Source organism: Streptomyces lushanensis, from assembly GCF_001700515.1.
GTDB lineage: Bacteria > Actinomycetota > Actinomycetes > Streptomycetales > Streptomycetaceae > Streptomyces > Streptomyces lushanensis.
In genome coordinates this window covers 1-18,819 of the sequence record NZ_MAUD01000436.1, presented here as the reverse complement: position 1 = coordinate 18,819, position 18,819 = coordinate 1, and the positions used below count along the sequence as shown (strand labels likewise).

The window sequence follows — 18,819 nt, the reverse complement described above, 5'->3', positions numbered from 1 at the left end:
GCCGTCTCGATGCCGTCGCCGACGGCGACGGCATCGAGACGGCGCGCGCCTCGCGGCCCGTCGCTCCCGGTATCCGGCTGACCTCGTACGACCGGCTCGAATCCGACAAGTGGCTGCGTGTCGACACGCTCTCCGTCGATCTCGACAGCGGCGGTGCCGGCGCGGACTATCTCTCCTCGGGCAAGGTCTCCGACCGCCGTACCGTCTCCCAGCTCGCCGCCGGCCACGACGCCGGGCCCGGCCGCCGTACCGTCGCCGCGATCAACGCCGACTTCTTCGACATCAACGAGACGGGAGCGCCCCAGGGCCCCGGTCTCGCGGACGGCGAGGTCGTCCACTCCCCGGCGCCCGGAGCGCATCAGGCCGTCGGGATCGGTCCCGGGAACGCCGGGCGGATCCTGAGGCTCTACTTCGACGGCACGGTGACCCTCCCGTCGGGGCCCCGGGCGCTGCAGGCGTACAACGCGGCGAACGTGCCCGCCGGCGGCATCGGCGCCTACACCGCGGGCTGGGGGGAGGCCGACCGCCGCCTCACCGTGGACCGGGCGGCTCCCGTCGCCGAGGCCGCCGTACGGGACGGCAAGGTTGTCTCCGTGTCGGCCCTGCCCGGCACGGGTCCGATCGCCGAGGGCACCACGGTGCTGGTCGGCCGGGAGGCGGGCGCCGTGGCGCTCGCCGCGCTGCGGCCGGGTGATCCGGTGACGGTGGAATACCGGCCGCGCGCCGACGGCGGGACCGTGCCGCGCACCGCCGTCGGCGGCCGGGAACTGCTGGTCGTGGACGGGACGGCGGTCGGCCACGAGGGGGAGGGCAACAACACCGCGGCTCCCCGTACCGCCGTCGGCTTCTCCCGCGACGGCGCCACCATGCAGGTGATCACCGTCGACGGACGGCAGGCCGACAGCGGTGGAGTCACCCTCACCGAACTGGGCCTGATGATGCGTGACGCCGGTGCGTACAACGCGCTCAACCTGGACGGGGGCGGCTCCTCGACGCTGGTCGCCCGCGCGCCGGGCAGCGACGCCCTGCGGGTGGAGAACAGTCCCTCCGACGGCAGCGAGCGCACCGTGCCCAACGGTCTCGCGTTCACCGCGCCGGACGGCAGCGGCAGGCTCAGCGGTTTCTGGGTCGAGACCCGGACCCCGGCGGGCGCGGCACCGACCGTCGACCCGGTCAGGGGCGGACATCCCGAGCGGGTCTTCCCCGGACTGACCCGCCGGCTCACCGCGGCCGGGTACGACGAGACCTACGGCCCCGCGGCCGGCACACCACGCTGGCGGGCCGTGCGGTCCTCGGTGGGACGGGTCGACTCCCGGGGCGTGTTCACCGCGCGCCGCGGCGGCACCACCGAGGTGCGCGCCGAGCGCGGACACGCCACGGGCGGTACGGAACTGACCGTGCTCGACGCGCTCGACCGCATCGAGCCCACCACCCGGCGTGTCGGACTCGCCGACGCGGACGCGACGGGCACCTTCGGCATCGTCGGACTCGACGCCCATGGCACCAGCGCGCCCGTCGAACCTCGCGACGTACGGCTGGAGTACGACCGGTCCCTCTTCGCCGTCACCGACGACGGCCGGGGCTCGTTCACCGTGCGGTCCCGCACGGGCAGCGGCGCCGGAGCGATCACGGCGGGCGTCGGCGGCGCCACGACCGTGCTCGCCGTCGGTGTCGGACTCGCCGAACAGCCGGTCTCCGGTCTGGACGACGCCGCGTCGTGGACCTTCAGCCAGGCACGCGCGGGCGGCTCGGTCTCGGCGACACCGGACGGCCACACCGGCACCGGGCTCGCCCTCTCCTACGACTTCACCCAGTCCACCGCCACCCGCGCCGCCTACGCCTCCCCGCCGAGGCAGATTCTCGTGCCCGGCCGGCCGCAGTCCTTCAAGCTCTGGATCAAGGGCGACGGCATGGGCGCCTGGCCGACCCTGCATCTCAAGGACGCGGCGGGCTCCGACCAGTTGCTGCGCGGACCGTATGTCACCTGGACCGGCTGGCGGCAGGTGACCTTCGCCGTACCGGCGTCGGTGGCCGTGCCACTGAGTCTTCATCGCTTCTATCTGGCGGAGACCGCCGCCACCAAGCAGTACACGGGCGGGATCGTGATCGACGATCTGACGGCGCAGGTGCCGCCCACCGTGGATCTGCCCGAGCAGCCGGGTGCGGCGGATCCGCTGATCGACTCCGCCGCGGTGACGGAGGGCAGGGACTGGCGGTTCGCCGTCATGTCCGACGCCCAGTTCGTCGCCCGTGCCCCGGACAGCGCCCTTGTCGCCCAGGCCCGGCGTACGCTGCGCGAGATCAGGGCGGCGGGACCGGACTTCGTGGTCGTCAACGGCGATCTGGTGGACGAGGGCTCACCCGCGGATCTCGACTTCGCCCGTACCGTACTGACGGAAGAACTGGGGGACGCGGTGCCCTGGTACTACGTTCCGGGCAATCACGAGGTGATGGGCGGCTCCATCAAGAACTTCACCGACCGGTTCGGCCCCGCGCAGCGGGTCTTCGACCACGAGGGCACCCGTTTCCTCACCCTCGACACATCGGCTCTGACGCTGCGGGGCGGCGGCCTCGCCCAGATCCGGGCCGTACGCGAGCAACTGGACGCGGCGGCCAAGGACAGCCGCGTCCGCTCGGTCATGCTGATCGAGCATGTACCGCCGCGCGATCCCACGGTCCAGAAGGCCAGTGAGCTGAGCGACCGCAAGGAGGCGGCCCTGATCGAGCGGTGGCTCGCGGAGTTCCGCCGTACGACCGGCAAGGGCGCGGGACTCATCGGCAGCCATGCCGGTGTCTTCCACGCCTCACGGGTGGACGGCGTGCCGTATCTGATCAACGGCAACGCGGGCAAGGCACCCGCCGCGCCCGTGGACGAGGGCGGCTTCACCGGCTGGTCGCTCGTCGGCGTGGACCGGGTCTCCCGGGGCGAGCGGTCGGCGGCCCGGCTGCGGCCGTGGGAGGGCGGCCCCGACTGGGTCTCCGTACAGACCCGCGCGCACACCGACGCGCTGGAACTCGACGCGCCGGCCGTGCTGGCTCCCCGTCACAGCGCCCAGGTCTCGGCGAGCGTCGTCCAGGGCGCCCGGCGGATCCCGGTCGGGTTCCCGCTGAGCGCGGACTGGACCGGCTCGCCGAACCTCCGTATCGGCGACCGGGACGGTGTCCGGCCCCGCCACACGGCGCTCTTCGACCCGGCGACGGGCACACTGACCGCACTGCGGCCGGGCACGGTCACGCTCGCGGTGACGGTCAGCGGGGTGACACGCGCGAGCGAGATCCGGATCGCCGCGACGGCGGCGGGCGCGGCCGCGGTGGTCGCGCCCGCGGCGTGATCCGGCACGTCGTGCCCCGTACGGAGAGGCGCGCCCCTTCGGCATGAGCACGGTGTCCCGTGCCCGGAACCACCGGAACCGGGCACGGGACACCGCGACCGCGCGGACGCCGGCGGGTGCCGGCCGACCGCTGTCGCGGTCCGTCCGCTCAGGACAGGGTGTCGAAGCTCAGCGCCGTGAACCGGGCCGAGAAGCCCTTGCCGTCGGGGGAGGCACACATCGGCCCCGCCTGCGCGGCCACGTCCGGCGGGAAGTAGGCGAGCCGCAGCATGGTCGCGGGGGAGCCGTCGATGCCGTAGTGGATCGTGACGGTGTCGCCCTCGCGCCGCAGCTCGACGGTCACGGGCGCCGGGCTGTCGGTGAGGTGGGCGAGCGGTACGACATTCCAGTCGGAGACCTCGCGGGTGACGACGGCACTGAGCTGCTGCCGGCCGTCGACGTACTCGATACCCGTCTTGATCCAGTTCTTCTCGTCGATCCGGAGCAGCAGCCCTGCCTGGTCGTACTGTTCGCGGTAGTCACCGGTGAAGGTGGCGCGCAGCACGAAGTCCCCCGGCACCGGCCGCAGCAGGGCGTGTCCCGTGTCCCGTACGAAGCCGTAGTGCGTGGTCACCCAGAAGTCCGTGTCCGGGGCCGTGGTGACATCCAGGGCGTCGTCGTAGGGAGCCCAGTGGGCGGGCGGGTTGAGCCAGCTCCAGTCGGTGAGGCCAAGGCACGACTCCGTACCGGTGGCGTGCTCGCCCATGTTCTCTCCTCGTGTCGGCGGTCGTCGGCGGACAGGGGACAGACTCGCACGGCACCGGACACGGCGTCGCCCGGGGGCGGTGGGACGACTACGGCCGCGCGGCTTCCGCCGGGACTTCCGTCGAGCGTCCGAGATAGGTCAGTGGACCGGGATCCGGCACGGCGATCACATGGAAGCCGAGACGGTCGTAGAACGCGCGGGCGCCCGTATTGGCCGTGACCATCGACAGATGGACCGCGCCCACTCCCCTCCGGTGCAGGGCGCGCAGGAATGTGTGCATCAGCGCCCGGCCGTGCCCCTGGCCCTGGTGGCTCGGCAGGAGATCGATGTGCAGATGGGCGGGATAACCGGACAGCCCGGGCAGAACCATCCGCTCGGGCCAGTGCAGCAGACCGATCATCTCGTCGGTCGGTGTACGGGCCGGACCGGCCGGTTTCGGATAGCGGCCGGCCAGTGGCGGGAGCCAGACATCCCGGAACGCCCGCACGAAGGCGGGTGTGTCGGCGGTACCGAGGACGTAGCCGACGGCCCGGCCCCGGCCGTCGTCGAGCACGAAGGTCAGTTCCGGCTCCAGAGCGGCGTAGGGCGCGGCGAAGAGGCTCGGAAGCAGATCCGGATCCGGATAGAGGTGCCGCGAGTCGCCGCCCACATGGGCGGTGCGCACGCAGATGTCGTACAGGGCGGACGAGTCGTCGGGGCGGTAGGGGCGGACGGAGGCGGGTGGCGACGAGGAGGACCGTGAAGGGTCCGGCAGCGATGACATACAGAGCATGCTGCCCGCAGTGGGAGCGCTCCCACAAGAGTCGGCCGCGGTAAGGTCCCGGGGCCCGCCCCGGGATCCTGGGACGAGGTGTGCGCGGGGGCGGTCAGAGGGGACGGAAGGCCTGGAGATGGTCCGCCGCCCAGGAGCGGTACGTACCGGCGGGCCGGCCCAGGAGCGTTTCCACCGTCGGCTCCACCCCGGCCTTGGCGCCGGACCGCTGCCGTACGGCGCTCTCCATCAGCGCGTCGGCCACCGGGACCGGATACCGGGCGCGCAGTGCCTCGTACGCCTGGTCCCGTGTCACCTCCTGGAACCGCAGCGGACGGTCGAGCGCCTCGGACAGCACGGCGACCTGCTGCACGGGACTGATCGCGGCGGGGCCCGTCAGGGCGTGGGCCCGGCCCGGACGGCCGCTGCCGGGGGAGGTGAGGGAGAGCACGGCCGCGTCCGCGATGTCGCGGGGATCGACGGTGGCGTTGGGCGAGGTGCCGTTCATCCCGCGCACCACACCCTCCTCCCGGACGGAGCGTGCCCAGGCCAGTGTGTTGGACATGAAGGACCGGGGCCGCAGAAAGGTCCAGCCGAGACCCGAGGCGCGGACGACGTCCTCGCTGCCGCGCTGCCACCGTGTGATCAGATCCGCCGCGTCCGGTTCGGCCACCGCCTGCGCGGAGAGCTTGACGAGATGCCGTACGCCCGCCGAGCGGGCCGCCGCGACGAAGTGCTCGTCATGGGCCGGGGTGAGCGGATCGGCCGTCACCAGCAGCGCGGCCCTGACGCCTCTCAGCGCCGTGGCCAGACTGCCGGGGTCGGCGAAGTCGCCGCCCACGACCTCGGTCCTGGGGCCGGCGAGCGCGGCGATACGGCGTGGGTCGCGCGACAGCAGCCGGACGGGCTCGTCGGTGGCGGCGCCAGGTGCGCCGAGGCGTTCCGCCACCAGCCGCCCCACGGTGCCGGTGACTCCGGTGAGCAGGATCATCAGGTCAGCCCTTGACGTCCGCCGCCGTCATACGCGAGTCCGCCGCCGTCACCCGCGCGCCCCGGTCGGGCGCGGTGTCGATGCCGGGCATCAGCCCGGGAACCGCGATGCTCGGCAGGATGTGGCCCCACAGCAGGGAGATCCGGCGCCCGAGATCCTCGCGCTGGGTCAGCGCACGGGACATGAGCTGAATCCCGGCGAACGCGCCCACCAGCAGTTCCACCGTGTCCCGAGGCTGCACGTTCGGCAGCAACTCGCCCTGATCACGAGCCTGTTCCATCAGCACGATCAAGTGCTCCGGCCACTGGCGGAAAGGGCCGCTGTGATCGACACCGGGAGGCGCGCCCTGATCGACGGTGAGCCGGACGCTCCCTCTGAGCAGAGCGTTCTCCAGGAGCCGATGGGCGACGGCGAAGGTGATGTCGACGACTTCCTGTAACTTGCAGGTCTGCGGCGGAACGGTCCCGAGCTGCACCTGCTCGTCCAGGACGGCCTGTGCGAGCGCCTCCTTGGACTGGAAGTGGAAGTAGAGCGCGCCCTTGGTGACGCGGGCCCGCTGAAGAACCATCGTGAGCGTGGTCGACGCGTACCCGTACTCGTCGAAGACCGCTCCGGCAGCCTCCAGGATCGCCGTGCGCGTCCTGATGGCGCGCTCCTGTGTTGCCATGAAATGCCTCTCTACGGACCGGCAAGCGGACATCGGTGTCCAAAAACAAACCGCCCAGCCCGTACTGTAGTGCTCAACTGGATGAGGAATATATCCTGTACGCCATAACAATTTGGGACGGACGCGGAGACTCATGGACTTCCATATCCGGAGTTGGCCGATACCTGCCCAGCGCTTTCTCGGACTGTCGGCACCCAGGTGGTGTCCGAATACCGGGCAGTCGGTCTGCTTGTGCTTTCCGAGCCCGCCGCGCCGACACACCGTACGGTCGGTGGGACAGCGACGCGGACTTCCCCGATACCGCCGTGGCCGAAAAGCTCGGCGTCCGATGCCGGGCCGCCTTCGAGGAGGAGTACGCGGCGCCGCGCGCCCGAGGAGTCCCCGGCCCCCTGAATGGCCCAACCGGCGCGCTCCTTCCCTACGTTCCGTAGCCGGTCCGCGCAACCCGGACGGTGCTTCGTATCCCGCGCCGGTCCTTCGCGGGCGGCCGTCCTCGCACGCCCTCCCCCCTGCTCCTCCCAGGTTGCGTCGCGCTGGACCACCCGTGAGTGTGGGCCGCAGTCCCCTGCGAACACGGACGAAGGAGAGCACTCGTGGCGACCCTGTGCAAACCCGCTGTGTCGGTTCCGGAGCATGTGATCACCATGGAAGACACGCTCGCTCTCGCGCGTTCCCTGCACTCGGACCATCCGCAACTGCCTCTCGCGCTGAGACTGATCCAGAACACCGGGGTGGCCAAGCGCCATATCGTCCAGCCCATCGAGGAGACACTCCGGCACCCCGGCTTCGAGCACCGGAACATGCTGTACGAGACGGAGGCGAAGGCCCGGGTGCCCGCGGTGATCAACACCGCCCTGGACCACGCGCGGCTCCGCCCCGCCGACATCGACCTCATCGTCTATGTCTCGTGCACGGGGTTCATGATGCCGTCGCTCACGGCCTGGCTGATCAACACCATGGACTTCCCCAACCACACCCGGCAGCTCCCCATCGCCCAACTGGGGTGCGCGGCCGGCGGCGCGGCCATCAACAGGGCACACGACTTCTGCCGGGCGTATCCCGGGGCCAACGTGCTCATCGTCGCCTGCGAGTTCTGCTCGCTCTGCTACCAGCCCACCGACCTCGGCGTCGGCTCGCTGCTCTCCAACGGGCTGTTCGGGGACGCCGTCGCCGCGGCCGTCGTCCGGGGCCAGGGCGGCACCGGTATCGCGCTGGAGCGCAACGGCTCGCACCTGGTGCCCGACACCACCGACTGGATCGCCTACAGCGTCCGGGCCACCGGCTTCCACTTCCTGCTGGACAAGCGCGTGCCCACCACCATGGAGCCGCTGGCCCCCGCCCTGCGCACGATCGCCGACCAGCACGGCTGGGACGCCACCGGCCTGGACTTCTACATCATCCACGCGGGCGGCCCGCGCATCCTGGACGACCTCAGCCACTTCCTGGAGGTGGCGCCGGAGGCGTTCCGGTTCAGCCGGGGCACCCTCACCGAGTACGGGAACATCGCCAGCGCCGTCGTCCTCGACGCGGTGCGAAGGCTCTTCGACGAGGGCGGACGGGCCTCCGGGGAGCGGGGCATCATCGCCGGCTTCGGCCCCGGTATCACCGCCGAGATGGCCCTGGGCCGCTGGACCACCACCGGAGCCGGGCCCGCGTCCGCCGTGACGGAACGCCAGGTCTTCGGAACCCGTGGCCGCAGCGCCCACCCCTCGCCCGCGATCGAACCGGCGAGCCGGCGGTGACGGACACCGCTCCCGGCAGGGCGGCCCGCTCCCGGCCGGAGCGGCTGTCCGGTGTGCGGCAGCGCCGCGGCCCCAAGACGCCGTCGGTCCTGTCGTGACCGGCTCCCCACCGCCGTTCCCCACCGTCGACCTGGAGCACCGCACCGTCCTGGAGCACCGCATGACCGAGCTGACGAGGGCCGAGGGGCTGATCGTCCCCCCGGGCGGGGGCACCGTCATCCACACCGCGGCCCAGCAGGTGACCTACAAGGTCACCGGGGAGCACTCACGGGTCTCCTCCACCTTCGAGGTCGTCGTACCGCCCGGCTTCGACGTCGGTGCCCACCGGCACACCCGCAGCGAGGAGCTGTTCCACATCCTCGACGGCGAGCTGGACGTGCTGGCCTTCGAGCCGCGTGTGCTGAGCGAGGACTGGCGGCACTGGGAGTCCATGTCGGGACTGAGGGCGGTACGGGCCACACCGGGCACGGTCGTCGTCGTACCGCCCGGCTGCCCGCACGCGTTCGCCAACCGGACCGGCCGGGACGCCACGATGTTCTTCCAGTCGTCGCCGCCGTCCGACCACGAGCGGTACTTCGAGGAACTCCTCGACATCCTCAAGGAGGGCGGCACCCCGGACCCGGTGGCGATCGCGGAACTGCGGGTGCGGTACGACATCGAGCAGCTCACCCCGCTGCGCCACGACGCCTAGGCCGCCCGCCGTATGGACACCGCAGCGGTCACCCGGCGCCCGCCCCCTCGACTGGCCCGCCCCCGGCGCTGGGCCGTCCTCGGGGTCCTGCTCGTCATGGCCGCCCTCACGGCGGGCTGGCCGCTGATCGACCGTGCCATCGCCGACGACGAGCCCGTACCGGCCGGCGCGGTGCTGGAACTGGGACCGAGCGGCGGTGCCGCCCTGCTGAGGGTGACGGGCGCGGGCTGGCGGCTGAGCAAGTCGCGCAGCGATCCCGGCTCCTCGTACGCGCTGTCCCGGGACGGTGTCGACCTGGTCGCGGGCTATGTCGATCTCTCCTCGGGCCGCGGCGACGCCGGGCAGCTCTGGACGGGCCTGCGCAAGGTGCTGTCCGTCGCGGACGGCGCCACCCGGCTCGGCGGTCCGCGGCCCGTCACCAGCGCGGCGGGCGCGCGCGGTCTGACCGGGCCGCTGACGCGGCCGGGACGCGCCGGCAGCGCCACCGTCTGGGTGCCGCCGAGCGAGGACTACGCCGTGGAGATCACCGTACTGGCCGAGCCGGGCACCGCACCCGGCACGGTGGCCGACGCCACGGCCCTGGCCCGCAGCGTCGCCTTTCCACGGGAGGCACCATGACCACGGCCGCGCCGTCGGCGGCGTACGCCTCGCTGCGCGGATCGCTGCGGCGGCAGCCGGTGTGCTGGCTCTGCGCCGCGCTCTGCCTTCTCGGCGCCGCCCTGATCGCTCTCGACTTCGGGGCCGTCGTCCGGGTCTTCCCCGCCTCCGCGCTGCTGTCCTTCGTACTGCTCCTGATCACGGTGGCGATCGGGGTGACGGTCCTTCAGCGGGTGCGTCCGTTCCGGGCGGCGCCGCGCGCCTGGGTCTGGAGCGGAGTCGTCTGGGGCGCGACCGCGGCCACCGGCTGTGCCGTCGTGGCCAACACCGGGCTCCAGGGCATCTGGTCCAAGACCGCGGGCATCGACTTCGCCTCCCGGTGGGCCGCGGCCCTCACCGCGCCGCTCAACGAGGAACTCCTCAAACTCTCCGGTGTCGCGCTGATCGCCCTGGGCACACGGCAGTTGGTCCGCGGTCCGCTGGACGGTCTCTTCCTCGGCGCGTTCACCGGCCTCGGCTTCCAGGTGGTGGAGAACTGGACGTACGCCATGAACTCCATCCTGAGCAGCGGCGGGATCAACGGGAGCGCCGATGTCGTCCAGTCCTTCGCCACCCGGGTCCTGCTGACGGGCCTCGGCTCGCACTGGGCGATGACCGCGGTGGCGGGCACCGGGATCGGCTTTCTGCTCGCGCACGACACGCGGCCCGCGCGCCGGCGGATCGTCCCGGCCGTGCTCTGTCTGCTGACGGCCATGGCCATGCACTGGTTCTTCGACTCGCCCCTGCTCGGCTCGGTCGTGGGCGTGGCCGCGAAGACGGCGCTCAACTTCCTGATCGCGGTGGGCTTCTATCTCACACTGCGGCACCGGTCGCGACGGCGGGCACGTGCCTTCCTGCGCTCGCCGCGCACCCCGCTCTCCGCCGATCTGCTCACCCGCGGCTCCCGGCGGCGAGCCCTGCGCGCAGTCCCGCCGGCACTGCGTCCCGCCGCCGAGGCACGGGCCTCCGCCTACCTCACCGTGGTCGAGGAACACGCCGCCAACAGCACCGGAACCGGGCCCGGTTCGGACATCGGCCATGGACAGGCCTATTAATCGGTTGTTCAGCCTGGAAAAACCTCAAGAGTGCTCCGCGCCGGGCCGCCCCCTGGCACACTCCGGCCATGTCGACCAACTCACAGATGCTGACCGGCAAGTCCGCCCTCATCACGGGAGCGAGCAGTGGCGTGGGCGCGTGCGCCGCACATGTGTTCGCGCGTGAGGGGGCCTCGGTGGTGCTGATGGCACGCCGGGAGGAGCGGCTCGCAGCGGTCGCCGAGGATGTGCGCAGGGCGGGCGGAAGAGCCGAGTACGTGGTGGGCGACGTGGCCAGCTCCAGCGACATGGCCCGTGCGGTCGGGACGGCGGTGGAGCGCTTCGGCGGACTGGACGTGGCGTTCAACAACGCGGGAGTGGGGGCCCATCAGACACCGCTGCATCTCACCGGTGAGGACGAGTACGACGAGATCATGGACACCAATGTCCGGGGCGTGTGGAACGGACTGAGTCACCAGGTCCGGGCCATGCTCCAGGGCGGCGGCGGTGCGGTCGTCAACAACAGCAGTGTCGCCGGGCTGGTGGCGACTCCCGTCTCCGCGGCCTTCATCGCGGCCAAGCACGCGGTGATCGGACTGACCAGGGCCGCCGCGGCGGAGTACGGGGCCCGGGGCATACGGATCAACGCCATCGCTCCGGGCATCGCGGGCAGCGAGGTGGTCCAGGAGTGGTTCAGCCGGCACCCCGAGGCGGAGAAGCTCCTCCACCGGTCGACACCGCAGCCGCGCACACCGGAACCGCAGGAAGTGGCGGAGGCGGCGGCCTGGCTCTGCAGCGACCGGGCCTCCTTCGTCACCGGCGTGGTCCTGCCGGTGGACGGCGGCTTCACCGTGCTCTGAACGGATGCCGGGCTCCGAATCGATACCGGACGTTCAAAACACCGGGTGGGTTCAGGCTCCGGGTGCCGATGGGCCGGCGGGCGGGGGAGCGCTCACCACACAGGTGAAGACCGGTTCGCCCTCCTGATGCCCGGTCACCAGGACCGACGACAGACCGGGGTACGGCTCCGGCAGCCGCCGTACCCCGATCAGGCACTCCCTGTCCAGCTCGGCGAAGCGCGGGAACTCGGCGGTGAAGCCGGTCAGTACGCGGGCATCGCCGCGCAGCACCGAGTGGGCCGACTGACGGGCGGCTTCGAGCAGGACCATGCCCGGGATGTGATCGACCGGATGGTCGAAGAGCACGGGATGCCCGGTGTCGACGCGCAGCCGCCAGGTGTGCTCCTCGCCGGCCGGGGAGAGCACCACGTCGTACGCGTCGGTACGGCCGACGCTGCCCGGCGCTACCGGCGGGGGCGGCGCCGGTCGCCACAGGTCCGAGCGGGAGGCGCGCTCACCGCGCAGCCGGCGGTAGACGGCGGGAGCGGCGCAGACGAAGGAGGCGCCGCCCGTGGCGACGGTCTGTCCGTCGCGGCGGACGACCGCCTCGTAGCGCAGGCCCGCGAGTTCACCGCCGCGTGTGCGGATCTGCGGACAGAAGACCTCGAGGTCCAGACAGGCGGGGACACCGCTGATCGCGAGATGCCGGGGCTCGACGGTGAGGGACAGATCCCGCAGCAGGAAGTGATGTCCCAGCGGAGTACCGAACTCGGCGTGCGCCAGCAGAGAACCGACCTGACGGATTGTTTCCGCGGCGAGCAGCGGGTCATGAAGACCGTCGACCGCGCTGAAGAAACCGTGCAGTCGCGGCCACTGCCCGGTCACCGAGAAGCGTGTCCCGTCGATCCGGCGCCAGCCCGTGAGCAGGACCTCCGCCATCGCGGCACGGTGTACGTACTCTCTCGGCACCGTGGTGGTCAACTGGGGCGATACCGGTCTTCCGGTGCCTGAGGCGCATTCCATCCGGACGGTCGCTTCGGACATGAGAGTCTCCCCCGGGAGCACGGACGCTGGACGGAAGCGGTGGAGCGCTCCCGGAGCCGGGGAATATACAGACCAGCCGGTTTAGTCGGTAGGCTTGACCGGGACCAGGCGGGGGAGCCACCTCAGGGCGTCATGAGGACCCCTGGAACTGCACGACGGGAGCCACCCGCATGGCGCAGCAACAGCGTGCGATCAAAACGCGCGCCGCCATTCTGGAGGCCGCGGCCTCGGTCTTCGACCAGTACGGCTACGACGCGGCCACGATCTCGGAGATTCTCGCACGGTCCGAGGTGACCAAGGGTGCCCTCTACTTCCACTTCCCGTCCAAGGAGGACCTGGCCCGGGGCGTACTGAGCGATCAGACCAGGGATCTGGTCACCGGACCGACGGATTCCAAGGTCCAGGAACTGATCGACGTCACGATGGTCGTCGCCCACCGCTCGCTGCACAACATGATCCTCAGGGCCGGCACACGGCTGGCCGTGGAGCAGGGATCGGTCGACTTCTCCGATGTCAGCCCCTTCCCGGTGTGGTCGGGCCTGAGCGAGGAACTGCTGCTCCAGGCGAAGGAGCGGGGCGAACTGCTCCCGTACGTCAAACCGCGCGAGACGGCCGAACTGGTCGTCGGCGCCTGGACGGGGATCCATGTCTACTCGCGGGTGGTGGCCGACCGCCGGGACGTGGAGCGCCGGGTCTCGGTGATGTGGGAGCACCTGCTGCCCAGCATGGTGATGCCGCGTCTGCTGCTCGGGCTCGATGTGGCGTACGACCGCGGGGCCCGCGTCGAGGCCGCCCGCAGGATCGCCGCCGAGGGCGCCGAGGCCGCCGAAGCAGCGGACGGCACCGAGCCGGATGCCGAGCGATGACGGAACGTGACCGAATGGTTTCGCGGATCCCCGCCGATCGTCCTCGCCCGGACGGCGGGCGTCGCACGGGAGCGCCCGTGTCCGAGTTCATTTGATCGAGCGGTTGTCCACCCGTTCTCCAGCATGACTCAAGCCGTTCTTGAGCGATACGGGCTGGTGGCGATTCCAGACATCGAGAGTGGCGTAAAGCTTGTACAAACCGCGCCGACGGTTTGTTAATGTCGCAGACGCACCACCGCGCATCGCTTCCGGTCCTCCCGACATCTGGAGCCGTTGATGGTCAAGCAGGAGCGCGCCGCCCGTACGCGACGATCGTTGATCCGGGCCGCCGCGGAGGTGTTCGCGGACGAGGGGTACGTCCCTGCGTCGCTCACGATGATCAGCCGCCGGGCCGGGGTGAGCAACGGCGCGCTGCACTTCCACTTCGCCAGCAAGGAGGCCCTGGCCAAGGCGGTCGAGGAGGAGGCGGCGCAGGAGGTGCGGCTGATCACGGAGCGTGCCCGGCTCGCCGGCTCGGCGGGGCTCCAACTCCTCGTCGACGCGACACACACGCTGATGCGCAGCCTCGACGACGACGTGGTCGTACGGGCGGGGTTCGAGCTGAGCGGAGACATCTCGCGCCCTCACGGCATCAATCTGCGGCGCGAGTGGCGGCGCTGGATCGAGAGTGAGCTCGAACGTGCGGCGTCCGACGGCGGACTGGCCGACGGTGTGACGCCGGACGATGTGGCGAGCGCGCTGATGGCGGCGACGGTCGGTTTCGAGGTGCTGGGTGCCAGAGATGACAGGGAGTGGTTCTCGCGAAGTACGCTAACCCGGTTCTGGGAGCTGATGCTACCCGCGATGGCCCCGCGACAGGCCATCGGCACCCTGGTGACCTGCGGATCCTGCCATGCGGCCATGGGCGGAGAGGCAGGTGTCGAGGGGCCCGTTTGACGGGAGTACCCTGCCCGTGTTGCGCCCGTATCCCCGCTGTTCGGTGACCTGACGGTGACGCTGATGTACAGAGCGTTAACAAAAAACAGTCTGTACGGTTTGGTATTGACAAACCGTCTGTCCTGTTTTTGAATCCATCCGCAGCAATCGCACCCCGTGAGCGGCCTCGAACGGTACTGACTTCACCTGCAGGGATTGGGGAGACGCGTGGACATCGACGTACTGGGCGCATTGGCTGTGCGGGAGAACGGGAGATCGATCACGCCGACGGCGCCGAAGCCCCGGCAGGTGCTCGCTTTACTGTCGCTCCACGCCGACCAGGTCGTGCCGGTGAGCGCGTTGATCGAGGAGCTGTGGGCGGGGGAGCCCCCGCGCAGCGCCAGGACCACGCTCCAGACGTATGTGCTCCAGCTGCGGTCCTTGATCGCCGCGGCGCTCAAGCACGGGGCCCAGGAGGGCCAGGAGGGCACGGCGCGGACCGCCAAGGACGTGCTGGTCACCCTTCCCGGCGGATACCGCCTCGACAGCGGCGGCGGCACCAGTGACGTCCGGGAGTTCGACCGGCTCGCCGGTCTCGGCTACCGGGCGATGGACGCGGGCGACTACGCCGGCGCGGCCCGCCAGTTGCGGGAGGCGCTCGCGCTGTGGAGCGGTCCCGCCTTCGCCGACGTGCACGGCGGCGCCCAGCTCGACATGGAGATCAAGCGGCTCGAGGAGAGCCGGCTCTGCGCGCTCGATCAGCGCATCGAGGCCGATCTCCGGCTGGGCCGTCACCGTGAGCTGCTGGCCGAGCTGACCGTGCTCGTCAGCCGTTACCGTACCCATGAGAATCTGCACGGCCAGTTCATGCTCGCGCTGCACCGCTCCGGCCGCCGCGGTGAGGCGCTGAACGTGTACCACCGGCTGCGCGGCACGCTCGTACGGGAGTTGGGTCTCGAACCGTCCGCCGGACTGCGCAGGCTCCAGCGCTCGATCCTGATGGCGGGCCCGGAGGCCGCGGCCCCCGTGGAGAATTCCCGTGAGCCCCTCGTCCGGGTGAGCTGACCGTACGGGCGCGCCGTATTCCGTTCGGCTTCCGTTCCGGCTTCTGTTTCCGTTTTCGTGCCGGTTCGGCGCGCACCGGCACGTGCGTAGGGGCGAGGATTTCATTCTCCTTGTCACCCGTTGTTTCCGCGGGCCTATTCCCGCCCGCCGTTCTCCGTTCCGTCAGCACCATTCGGGACGGTGGAAATGACATTCCGTTTTCCGCCCGTGGAGCCGTACTAGACGGGTACTCAAGGATTCAAGAAGTAAAGGCTCGGCAGGGCTAACGTACTTCGCGTCGAAGATTTTCGGTTCGACGGGGATTCGACGAGGTGCGGAGGGAAACCGTGGAGATTCAGGTTCGGGGACCGCTGAGTGCCGGGGAAATGGGATGAGGGCGCCGCGAAACCCGGTGGCATTGATCACGGGTGCGACGCGTGGAATCGGCCTGGGAGTCGCCCGGGAGCTCGGCGGGCGCGGCCATCGCGTGTTCATCTGCGCGCGGACCGGCCAGGAGGTCAAGCAGACCGTCGAGGATCTGCGCGCGGAGGGGTTCGAGGTGGAGGGCACGGTGGCCGACGTACGGGACCGGGCGTCGGTCTCCGCCCTGGTGGCCACGGTCGTCGCCCAGTTCGGCCCGGTCAACATCCTGGTGAACAACGCGGGCCGGGGCGGCGGAGGGCCCACGGCCGAGATCGCCGACGAGCTCTGGTACGACGTCATCGACACCAACCTCAACGGTGTGTTCCTGCTGACCCGTGAGGTGCTGCTGAACGGCGGCCTCGTGGAGGCCGGCCACGGCCGCATCATCAACATCGCCTCGACGGCGGGGAAGCAGGGCGTCGTGATGGGCGCCCCGTACTCCGCCTCCAAGCACGGTGTCGTCGGCTTCACCCGGGCGCTCGGCAAGGAGCTGGCGCCCGTCGGAGTCACCGTGAACGCGGTCTGCCCCGGCTATGTGGAGACACCGATGGCCGAACAGGTCCGGCAGGGGTACGCGGCGGCCTGGGACACCACCGAGGACTTCGTCCAGGAGCAGTTCGAGTCGAAGATCCCGCTCGGCCGCTACTCCACTCCGGAGGAGGTCGCCGGTCTGGTCGGCTACCTCACCACGGAGAGCGCCGCGTCGATCACCGCCCAGGCGATCAACGTCTGCGGCGGTATGGGCAGTTCCTGAGCCCGGCGACGGGCTCGGAGGCCGGAGCGTAGACGCACGCGTATGGAACTGAGCTTCGTAGCTATGTTGCGTCTCAGCTGAATGGACTTGACTGTACTCATGACTCAGACCACGCAGAACGCCCAGACAGAGACGAAGACGACGCTCGTCATCGGTGGCACCGGCAAGACCGGCCGCCGCGTCGCCGAGCGCCTTGCCGCCCAGGGCCTTCCCGTGCGGATCGGTTCCCGCAACGCCGACCGTCCCTTCGTGTGGGAGGACCCGGCCACCTGGGAAGGTGCGCTGGAGGGCGTCGGAGCCGTCTATGTCACCTACTACCCCGACCTCGCCTTCCCCGGTGCCGCCGAGAGCGTCGGTGAGTTCTCCAAGTTCGCCGTCGCCCGCGGCGCGAGCCGTCTGGTGCTGCTCTCCGGTCGCGGCGAGGAGGGCGCGCAGGTCGCCGAGGAGAAGCTGAAGGAGTCCGGCGCCGACTGGACCGTCGTACGGTCGAGCTGGTTCAACCAGAACTTCAACGAGAGCTTCTTCCTGGAGCCCGTCCTCGGCGGCGAGCTGGCGCTGCCGACCGGTCACGCCGTCGAGCCCTTCGTGGACGCCGACGACATCGCCGACGTGGTCGTCGCCGCGCTGACCGACCCCAAGCACGTCGGCCAGACGTACGAGCTGTCCGGCCCCCGGCTGCTCAGCTACCAGGACGTGGCCGAAGAGCTGTCCAAGGCCACCGGCCGTGAGATCAAGTACACCGCGGTCACCAGCGACGAGTACCGTGCCTTCCTGAAGGAGAACGACCTTCCGGAGGACTTCGTCGAGCTGTTCGCCCTGACCCTCGACGGCCGCAACGCCCACCTGGTGCACGGTGTGGAGGAGGTCCTGGGCCGCAAGCCCCGCGACTTCGCCGACTTCGCCAGGGACGCCGCCGCCACCGGCGTCTGGAACGTCTGATCCGCCACTCCGGCCGGCGGTGCCGGCCGCGGACGACCTCCGCGGCCGGCCCGCCGGGCGGGGAGCGGCGCACCAACGAACCCCCAGCGAGGACGTGTTGAACGGCGACGCGTCAGCCACGAGGAGGCGGCCATGAGTACCCCCATGTCGAGCGAGTTCGGACTCGCTTCCCTGCCCGCTCACTTCCACGGGTTCGCGCTGATGCACATCGCGATGCGCCGTGACGCCAGACGCCTGCTCGCCGCCGCGCCCCGGCTCACCCAGGCCGGGCTCGGCGCGGCCGGTCTGTGGTGGCAGCAGCTGCGCGACATCATCGACTGGCACCACCGCAGCGAGGACAATGTCCTGTGGCCCGGACTGCTGCGCAGGGCACCGGAGTTCTCCGTCGAGGCCCGTCAGCTCGGTGACGACCATGTGGTGCTCGACCGGGCCATGGACGCGGTCACGGCCGCCCTGCGGCCCGGCGGCGGACTGTCCGCCCTCGGTCCGGCCGCCACCCGCTTCGACTCCGTCCTGCGCGATCATCTGCGCGACGAGGAGGCGGTGTCCTTCCCCGTCTTCGCCCGGCTCGTGCCGGACGAGTACCTGGCGGTCGAACGCAAGGTGATCGCCAGCGCCCCGTTCAAGGTCATGATGCAGCTCCAGCCCTGGATGTTCGACGGCGCGGAGAAGTGGTCGGTGGCCCATGTCGCCGCCACGATTCCGCCTCCCGTGCGGCTGATCGGCAATACAGTGCTGCGCAGGCGGTACGAGAGGACCCTCGCCGGAGTGATCCGGCCCTCCTGAGCACCGCACCGGTCCGCGACCGACCCGCCCAGCCCGTCAACAACCGGATGAGGAAGCCCGATGGAGACCCTTCCCGCAGCCGCCGGCCCCGTGCTCACCGCCGCCACCATCGGTACCGGGCTGATGGCCGGGCTGTACCTCACCTTCGACGTCGGGGTCATGCCCGCCCTCGCACGCCGCGACGACCAGAGTTATGTGACGGTCATGCGGAAGATCAACGGAGTCCTCGACAACAGCGCTCTGTTCGGCCTCCTGTTCGTCGGGGTGTTCCTCGCCACCGGTGTCGCCGCGGCCCTCCAGCGCCGTCTGGGACGTCCGGACGCCGCGCGCTGGACCCGGACCGCCTTCGTGCTCTACGGCGTCTCCGTCGCCGTCACGATGTGCGTCAACATCCCGCTCAACCGGATGCTGGCCCGCGCCGGCGCACCGGCGGCGAGTCCCGACTTCGGCGCCCTGCGCGGCCGGTTCGAGCGGCCGTGGACCTCGGCCAACATCGCGCGGACGGTGGCCTGTACGGCGGCGCTCGCCGCCCTCGGCCGCGCGCTGGTCCTGCACAACAGGGCGGCGACCGCGCGGTCCTGACCTCGGCCCGCGCTCGAACCCGCCCCGCTCCGGGCCCT

18 protein-coding genes are annotated in these 18,819 nt (G+C 70.9%); 13 read left to right on the top strand and 5 right to left on the bottom strand.

Translation table 11 applies throughout. The features are described 5' to 3' along the window. The coding region (locus tag BFF77_RS28815) for a phosphodiester glycosidase family protein (RefSeq protein WP_066955625.1) at window positions 1-3,332 on the top strand (3,332 nt) is incomplete at its 5' end. A 148-nt stretch (window positions 3,333-3,480) separates the two neighbouring features. Here the strand turns inward: BFF77_RS28815 and BFF77_RS28810 are convergent. The 4 genes from BFF77_RS28810 to BFF77_RS28795 all read right to left on the bottom strand — a co-directional run bounded on the left by BFF77_RS28810 (window position 3,481) and on the right by BFF77_RS28795 (window position 6,486). Then, complete coding sequence (locus BFF77_RS28810; protein ID WP_066955622.1) at window positions 3,481-4,077, bottom strand: DUF1349 domain-containing protein; 597 nt, start codon at window positions 4,075-4,077, stop codon at window positions 3,481-3,483. Window positions 4,078-4,165: 88 nt separating this feature from the next. Beyond that, complete coding sequence (locus tag BFF77_RS28805) at window positions 4,166-4,840, bottom strand: GNAT family N-acetyltransferase (RefSeq protein WP_066955619.1); 675 nt, start codon at window positions 4,838-4,840, stop codon at window positions 4,166-4,168. 103 nt (window positions 4,841-4,943) lie between these two features. Next, the gene (locus BFF77_RS28800; RefSeq protein ID WP_066955616.1) at window positions 4,944-5,819 is read right to left on the bottom strand and encodes an NAD(P)H-binding protein; all 876 of its coding nucleotides are present in this window, start codon (window positions 5,817-5,819) and stop codon (window positions 4,944-4,946) included. A 4-nt stretch (window positions 5,820-5,823) separates the two neighbouring features. Beyond that, the gene (locus tag BFF77_RS28795) at window positions 5,824-6,486 is read right to left on the bottom strand and encodes a ScbR family autoregulator-binding transcription factor (RefSeq protein ID WP_066955611.1); all 663 of its coding nucleotides are present in this window, start codon (window positions 6,484-6,486) and stop codon (window positions 5,824-5,826) included. A gap of 593 nt (window positions 6,487-7,079) precedes the next feature. Here BFF77_RS28795 and BFF77_RS28790 point away from each other — a divergent pair. The 5 genes from BFF77_RS28790 to BFF77_RS28770 all read left to right on the top strand — a co-directional run bounded on the left by BFF77_RS28790 (window position 7,080) and on the right by BFF77_RS28770 (window position 11,449). Continuing rightward, the gene (locus tag BFF77_RS28790; protein ID WP_066955609.1) at window positions 7,080-8,228 is read left to right on the top strand and encodes a type III polyketide synthase; all 1,149 of its coding nucleotides are present in this window, start codon (window positions 7,080-7,082) and stop codon (window positions 8,226-8,228) included. Between the two features lie 160 nt (window positions 8,229-8,388). Next, a complete protein-coding gene (locus BFF77_RS28785) occupies window positions 8,389-8,919 on the top strand; it encodes a cupin domain-containing protein (protein WP_066955634.1) in 531 nt (176 codons plus the stop codon). Window positions 8,920-8,931: 12 nt separating this feature from the next. Further along, complete coding sequence (locus BFF77_RS28780) at window positions 8,932-9,537, top strand: hypothetical protein (protein ID WP_141698553.1); 606 nt, start codon at window positions 8,932-8,934, stop codon at window positions 9,535-9,537. Further along, window positions 9,534-10,610 (top strand): PrsW family intramembrane metalloprotease, encoded by a 1,077-nt coding sequence (locus tag BFF77_RS28775; protein ID WP_066955603.1) that lies wholly within the window; start codon window positions 9,534-9,536, stop codon window positions 10,608-10,610. The genes BFF77_RS28780 and BFF77_RS28775 overlap by 4 nt, the downstream gene beginning before the upstream one ends. Window positions 10,611-10,678: 68 nt before the next feature. Next, entirely contained in the window at window positions 10,679-11,449 is a 771-nt protein-coding gene (locus BFF77_RS28770; protein ID WP_066955601.1) for an SDR family NAD(P)-dependent oxidoreductase, read from the top strand. Between the two features lie 51 nt (window positions 11,450-11,500). Here BFF77_RS28770 and BFF77_RS28765 read toward each other — a convergent pair whose 3' ends face one another. Then, window positions 11,501-12,451: a ScbA/BarX family gamma-butyrolactone biosynthesis protein gene (locus tag BFF77_RS28765; protein WP_066955631.1), complete on the bottom strand. Its 951-nt coding sequence runs from the start codon at window positions 12,449-12,451 to the stop codon at window positions 11,501-11,503. A gap of 191 nt (window positions 12,452-12,642) precedes the next feature. Here BFF77_RS28765 and BFF77_RS28760 point away from each other — a divergent pair, with 191 nt between their 5' ends. The 7 genes from BFF77_RS28760 (at window position 12,643) to BFF77_RS28730 (ending at window position 18,781) form a co-directional block, all read left to right on the top strand. Further along, entirely contained in the window at window positions 12,643-13,338 is a 696-nt protein-coding gene (locus tag BFF77_RS28760; protein WP_066955598.1) for a ScbR family autoregulator-binding transcription factor, read from the top strand. A gap of 276 nt (window positions 13,339-13,614) precedes the next feature. Beyond that, a complete protein-coding gene (locus tag BFF77_RS28755; RefSeq protein WP_066955595.1) occupies window positions 13,615-14,274 on the top strand; it encodes a ScbR family autoregulator-binding transcription factor in 660 nt (219 codons plus the stop codon). Window positions 14,275-14,481: 207 nt separating this feature from the next. Beyond that, window positions 14,482-15,318: an AfsR/SARP family transcriptional regulator gene (locus BFF77_RS28750; protein WP_066955592.1), complete on the top strand. Its 837-nt coding sequence runs from the start codon at window positions 14,482-14,484 to the stop codon at window positions 15,316-15,318. Between the two features lie 370 nt (window positions 15,319-15,688). Next, window positions 15,689-16,474 carry an SDR family NAD(P)-dependent oxidoreductase gene (locus BFF77_RS28745; RefSeq protein WP_066955589.1) on the top strand — a complete coding sequence of 262 codons (786 nt, stop codon included), beginning with the start codon at window positions 15,689-15,691 and terminating at the stop codon, window positions 16,472-16,474. A gap of 99 nt (window positions 16,475-16,573) precedes the next feature. Beyond that, window positions 16,574-17,413, top strand: coding sequence for an NmrA family NAD(P)-binding protein (locus tag BFF77_RS28740; protein ID WP_066955628.1), 840 nt, complete (start codon window positions 16,574-16,576; stop codon window positions 17,411-17,413). Between the two features lie 132 nt (window positions 17,414-17,545). Next, complete coding sequence (locus tag BFF77_RS28735; RefSeq protein WP_066955587.1) at window positions 17,546-18,199, top strand: hemerythrin domain-containing protein; 654 nt, start codon at window positions 17,546-17,548, stop codon at window positions 18,197-18,199. A gap of 60 nt (window positions 18,200-18,259) precedes the next feature. Next, window positions 18,260-18,781, top strand: coding sequence for an anthrone oxygenase family protein (locus tag BFF77_RS28730; RefSeq protein WP_066955584.1), 522 nt, complete (start codon window positions 18,260-18,262; stop codon window positions 18,779-18,781). Window positions 18,782-18,819 lie beyond the last annotated feature (38 nt).

What these genes read in the sequence shown, in the direction of transcription:
- BFF77_RS28810 (WP_066955622.1), bottom strand. Translation starts at nt 4,077, where the DNA reads ATGGGCGAGCACGCCACCGGTACGGAGTCGTGCCTTGGCCTCACCGAC.
- BFF77_RS28805 (WP_066955619.1), bottom strand. Translation starts at nt 4,840, where the DNA reads ATGTCATCGCTGCCGGACCCTTCACGGTCCTCCTCGTCGCCACCCGCC.
- BFF77_RS28800 (WP_066955616.1), bottom strand. Translation starts at nt 5,819, where the DNA reads ATGATCCTGCTCACCGGAGTCACCGGCACCGTGGGGCGGCTGGTGGCG.
- BFF77_RS28795 (WP_066955611.1), bottom strand. Translation starts at nt 6,486, where the DNA reads ATGGCAACACAGGAGCGCGCCATCAGGACGCGCACGGCGATCCTGGAG.
- BFF77_RS28785 (WP_066955634.1), top strand. Translation starts at nt 8,389, where the DNA reads ATGACCGAGCTGACGAGGGCCGAGGGGCTGATCGTCCCCCCGGGCGGG.
- BFF77_RS28780 (WP_141698553.1), top strand. Translation starts at nt 8,932, where the DNA reads ATGGACACCGCAGCGGTCACCCGGCGCCCGCCCCCTCGACTGGCCCGC.
- BFF77_RS28775 (WP_066955603.1), top strand. Translation starts at nt 9,534, where the DNA reads ATGACCACGGCCGCGCCGTCGGCGGCGTACGCCTCGCTGCGCGGATCG.
- BFF77_RS28770 (WP_066955601.1), top strand. Translation starts at nt 10,679, where the DNA reads ATGTCGACCAACTCACAGATGCTGACCGGCAAGTCCGCCCTCATCACG.
- BFF77_RS28765 (WP_066955631.1), bottom strand. Translation starts at nt 12,451, where the DNA reads ATGGAATGCGCCTCAGGCACCGGAAGACCGGTATCGCCCCAGTTGACC.
- BFF77_RS28760 (WP_066955598.1), top strand. Translation starts at nt 12,643, where the DNA reads ATGGCGCAGCAACAGCGTGCGATCAAAACGCGCGCCGCCATTCTGGAG.
- BFF77_RS28755 (WP_066955595.1), top strand. Translation starts at nt 13,615, where the DNA reads ATGGTCAAGCAGGAGCGCGCCGCCCGTACGCGACGATCGTTGATCCGG.
- BFF77_RS28745 (WP_066955589.1), top strand. Translation starts at nt 15,689, where the DNA reads ATGAGGGCGCCGCGAAACCCGGTGGCATTGATCACGGGTGCGACGCGT.
- BFF77_RS28740 (WP_066955628.1), top strand. Translation starts at nt 16,574, where the DNA reads ATGACTCAGACCACGCAGAACGCCCAGACAGAGACGAAGACGACGCTC.
- BFF77_RS28735 (WP_066955587.1), top strand. Translation starts at nt 17,546, where the DNA reads ATGAGTACCCCCATGTCGAGCGAGTTCGGACTCGCTTCCCTGCCCGCT.
- BFF77_RS28730 (WP_066955584.1), top strand. Translation starts at nt 18,260, where the DNA reads ATGGAGACCCTTCCCGCAGCCGCCGGCCCCGTGCTCACCGCCGCCACC.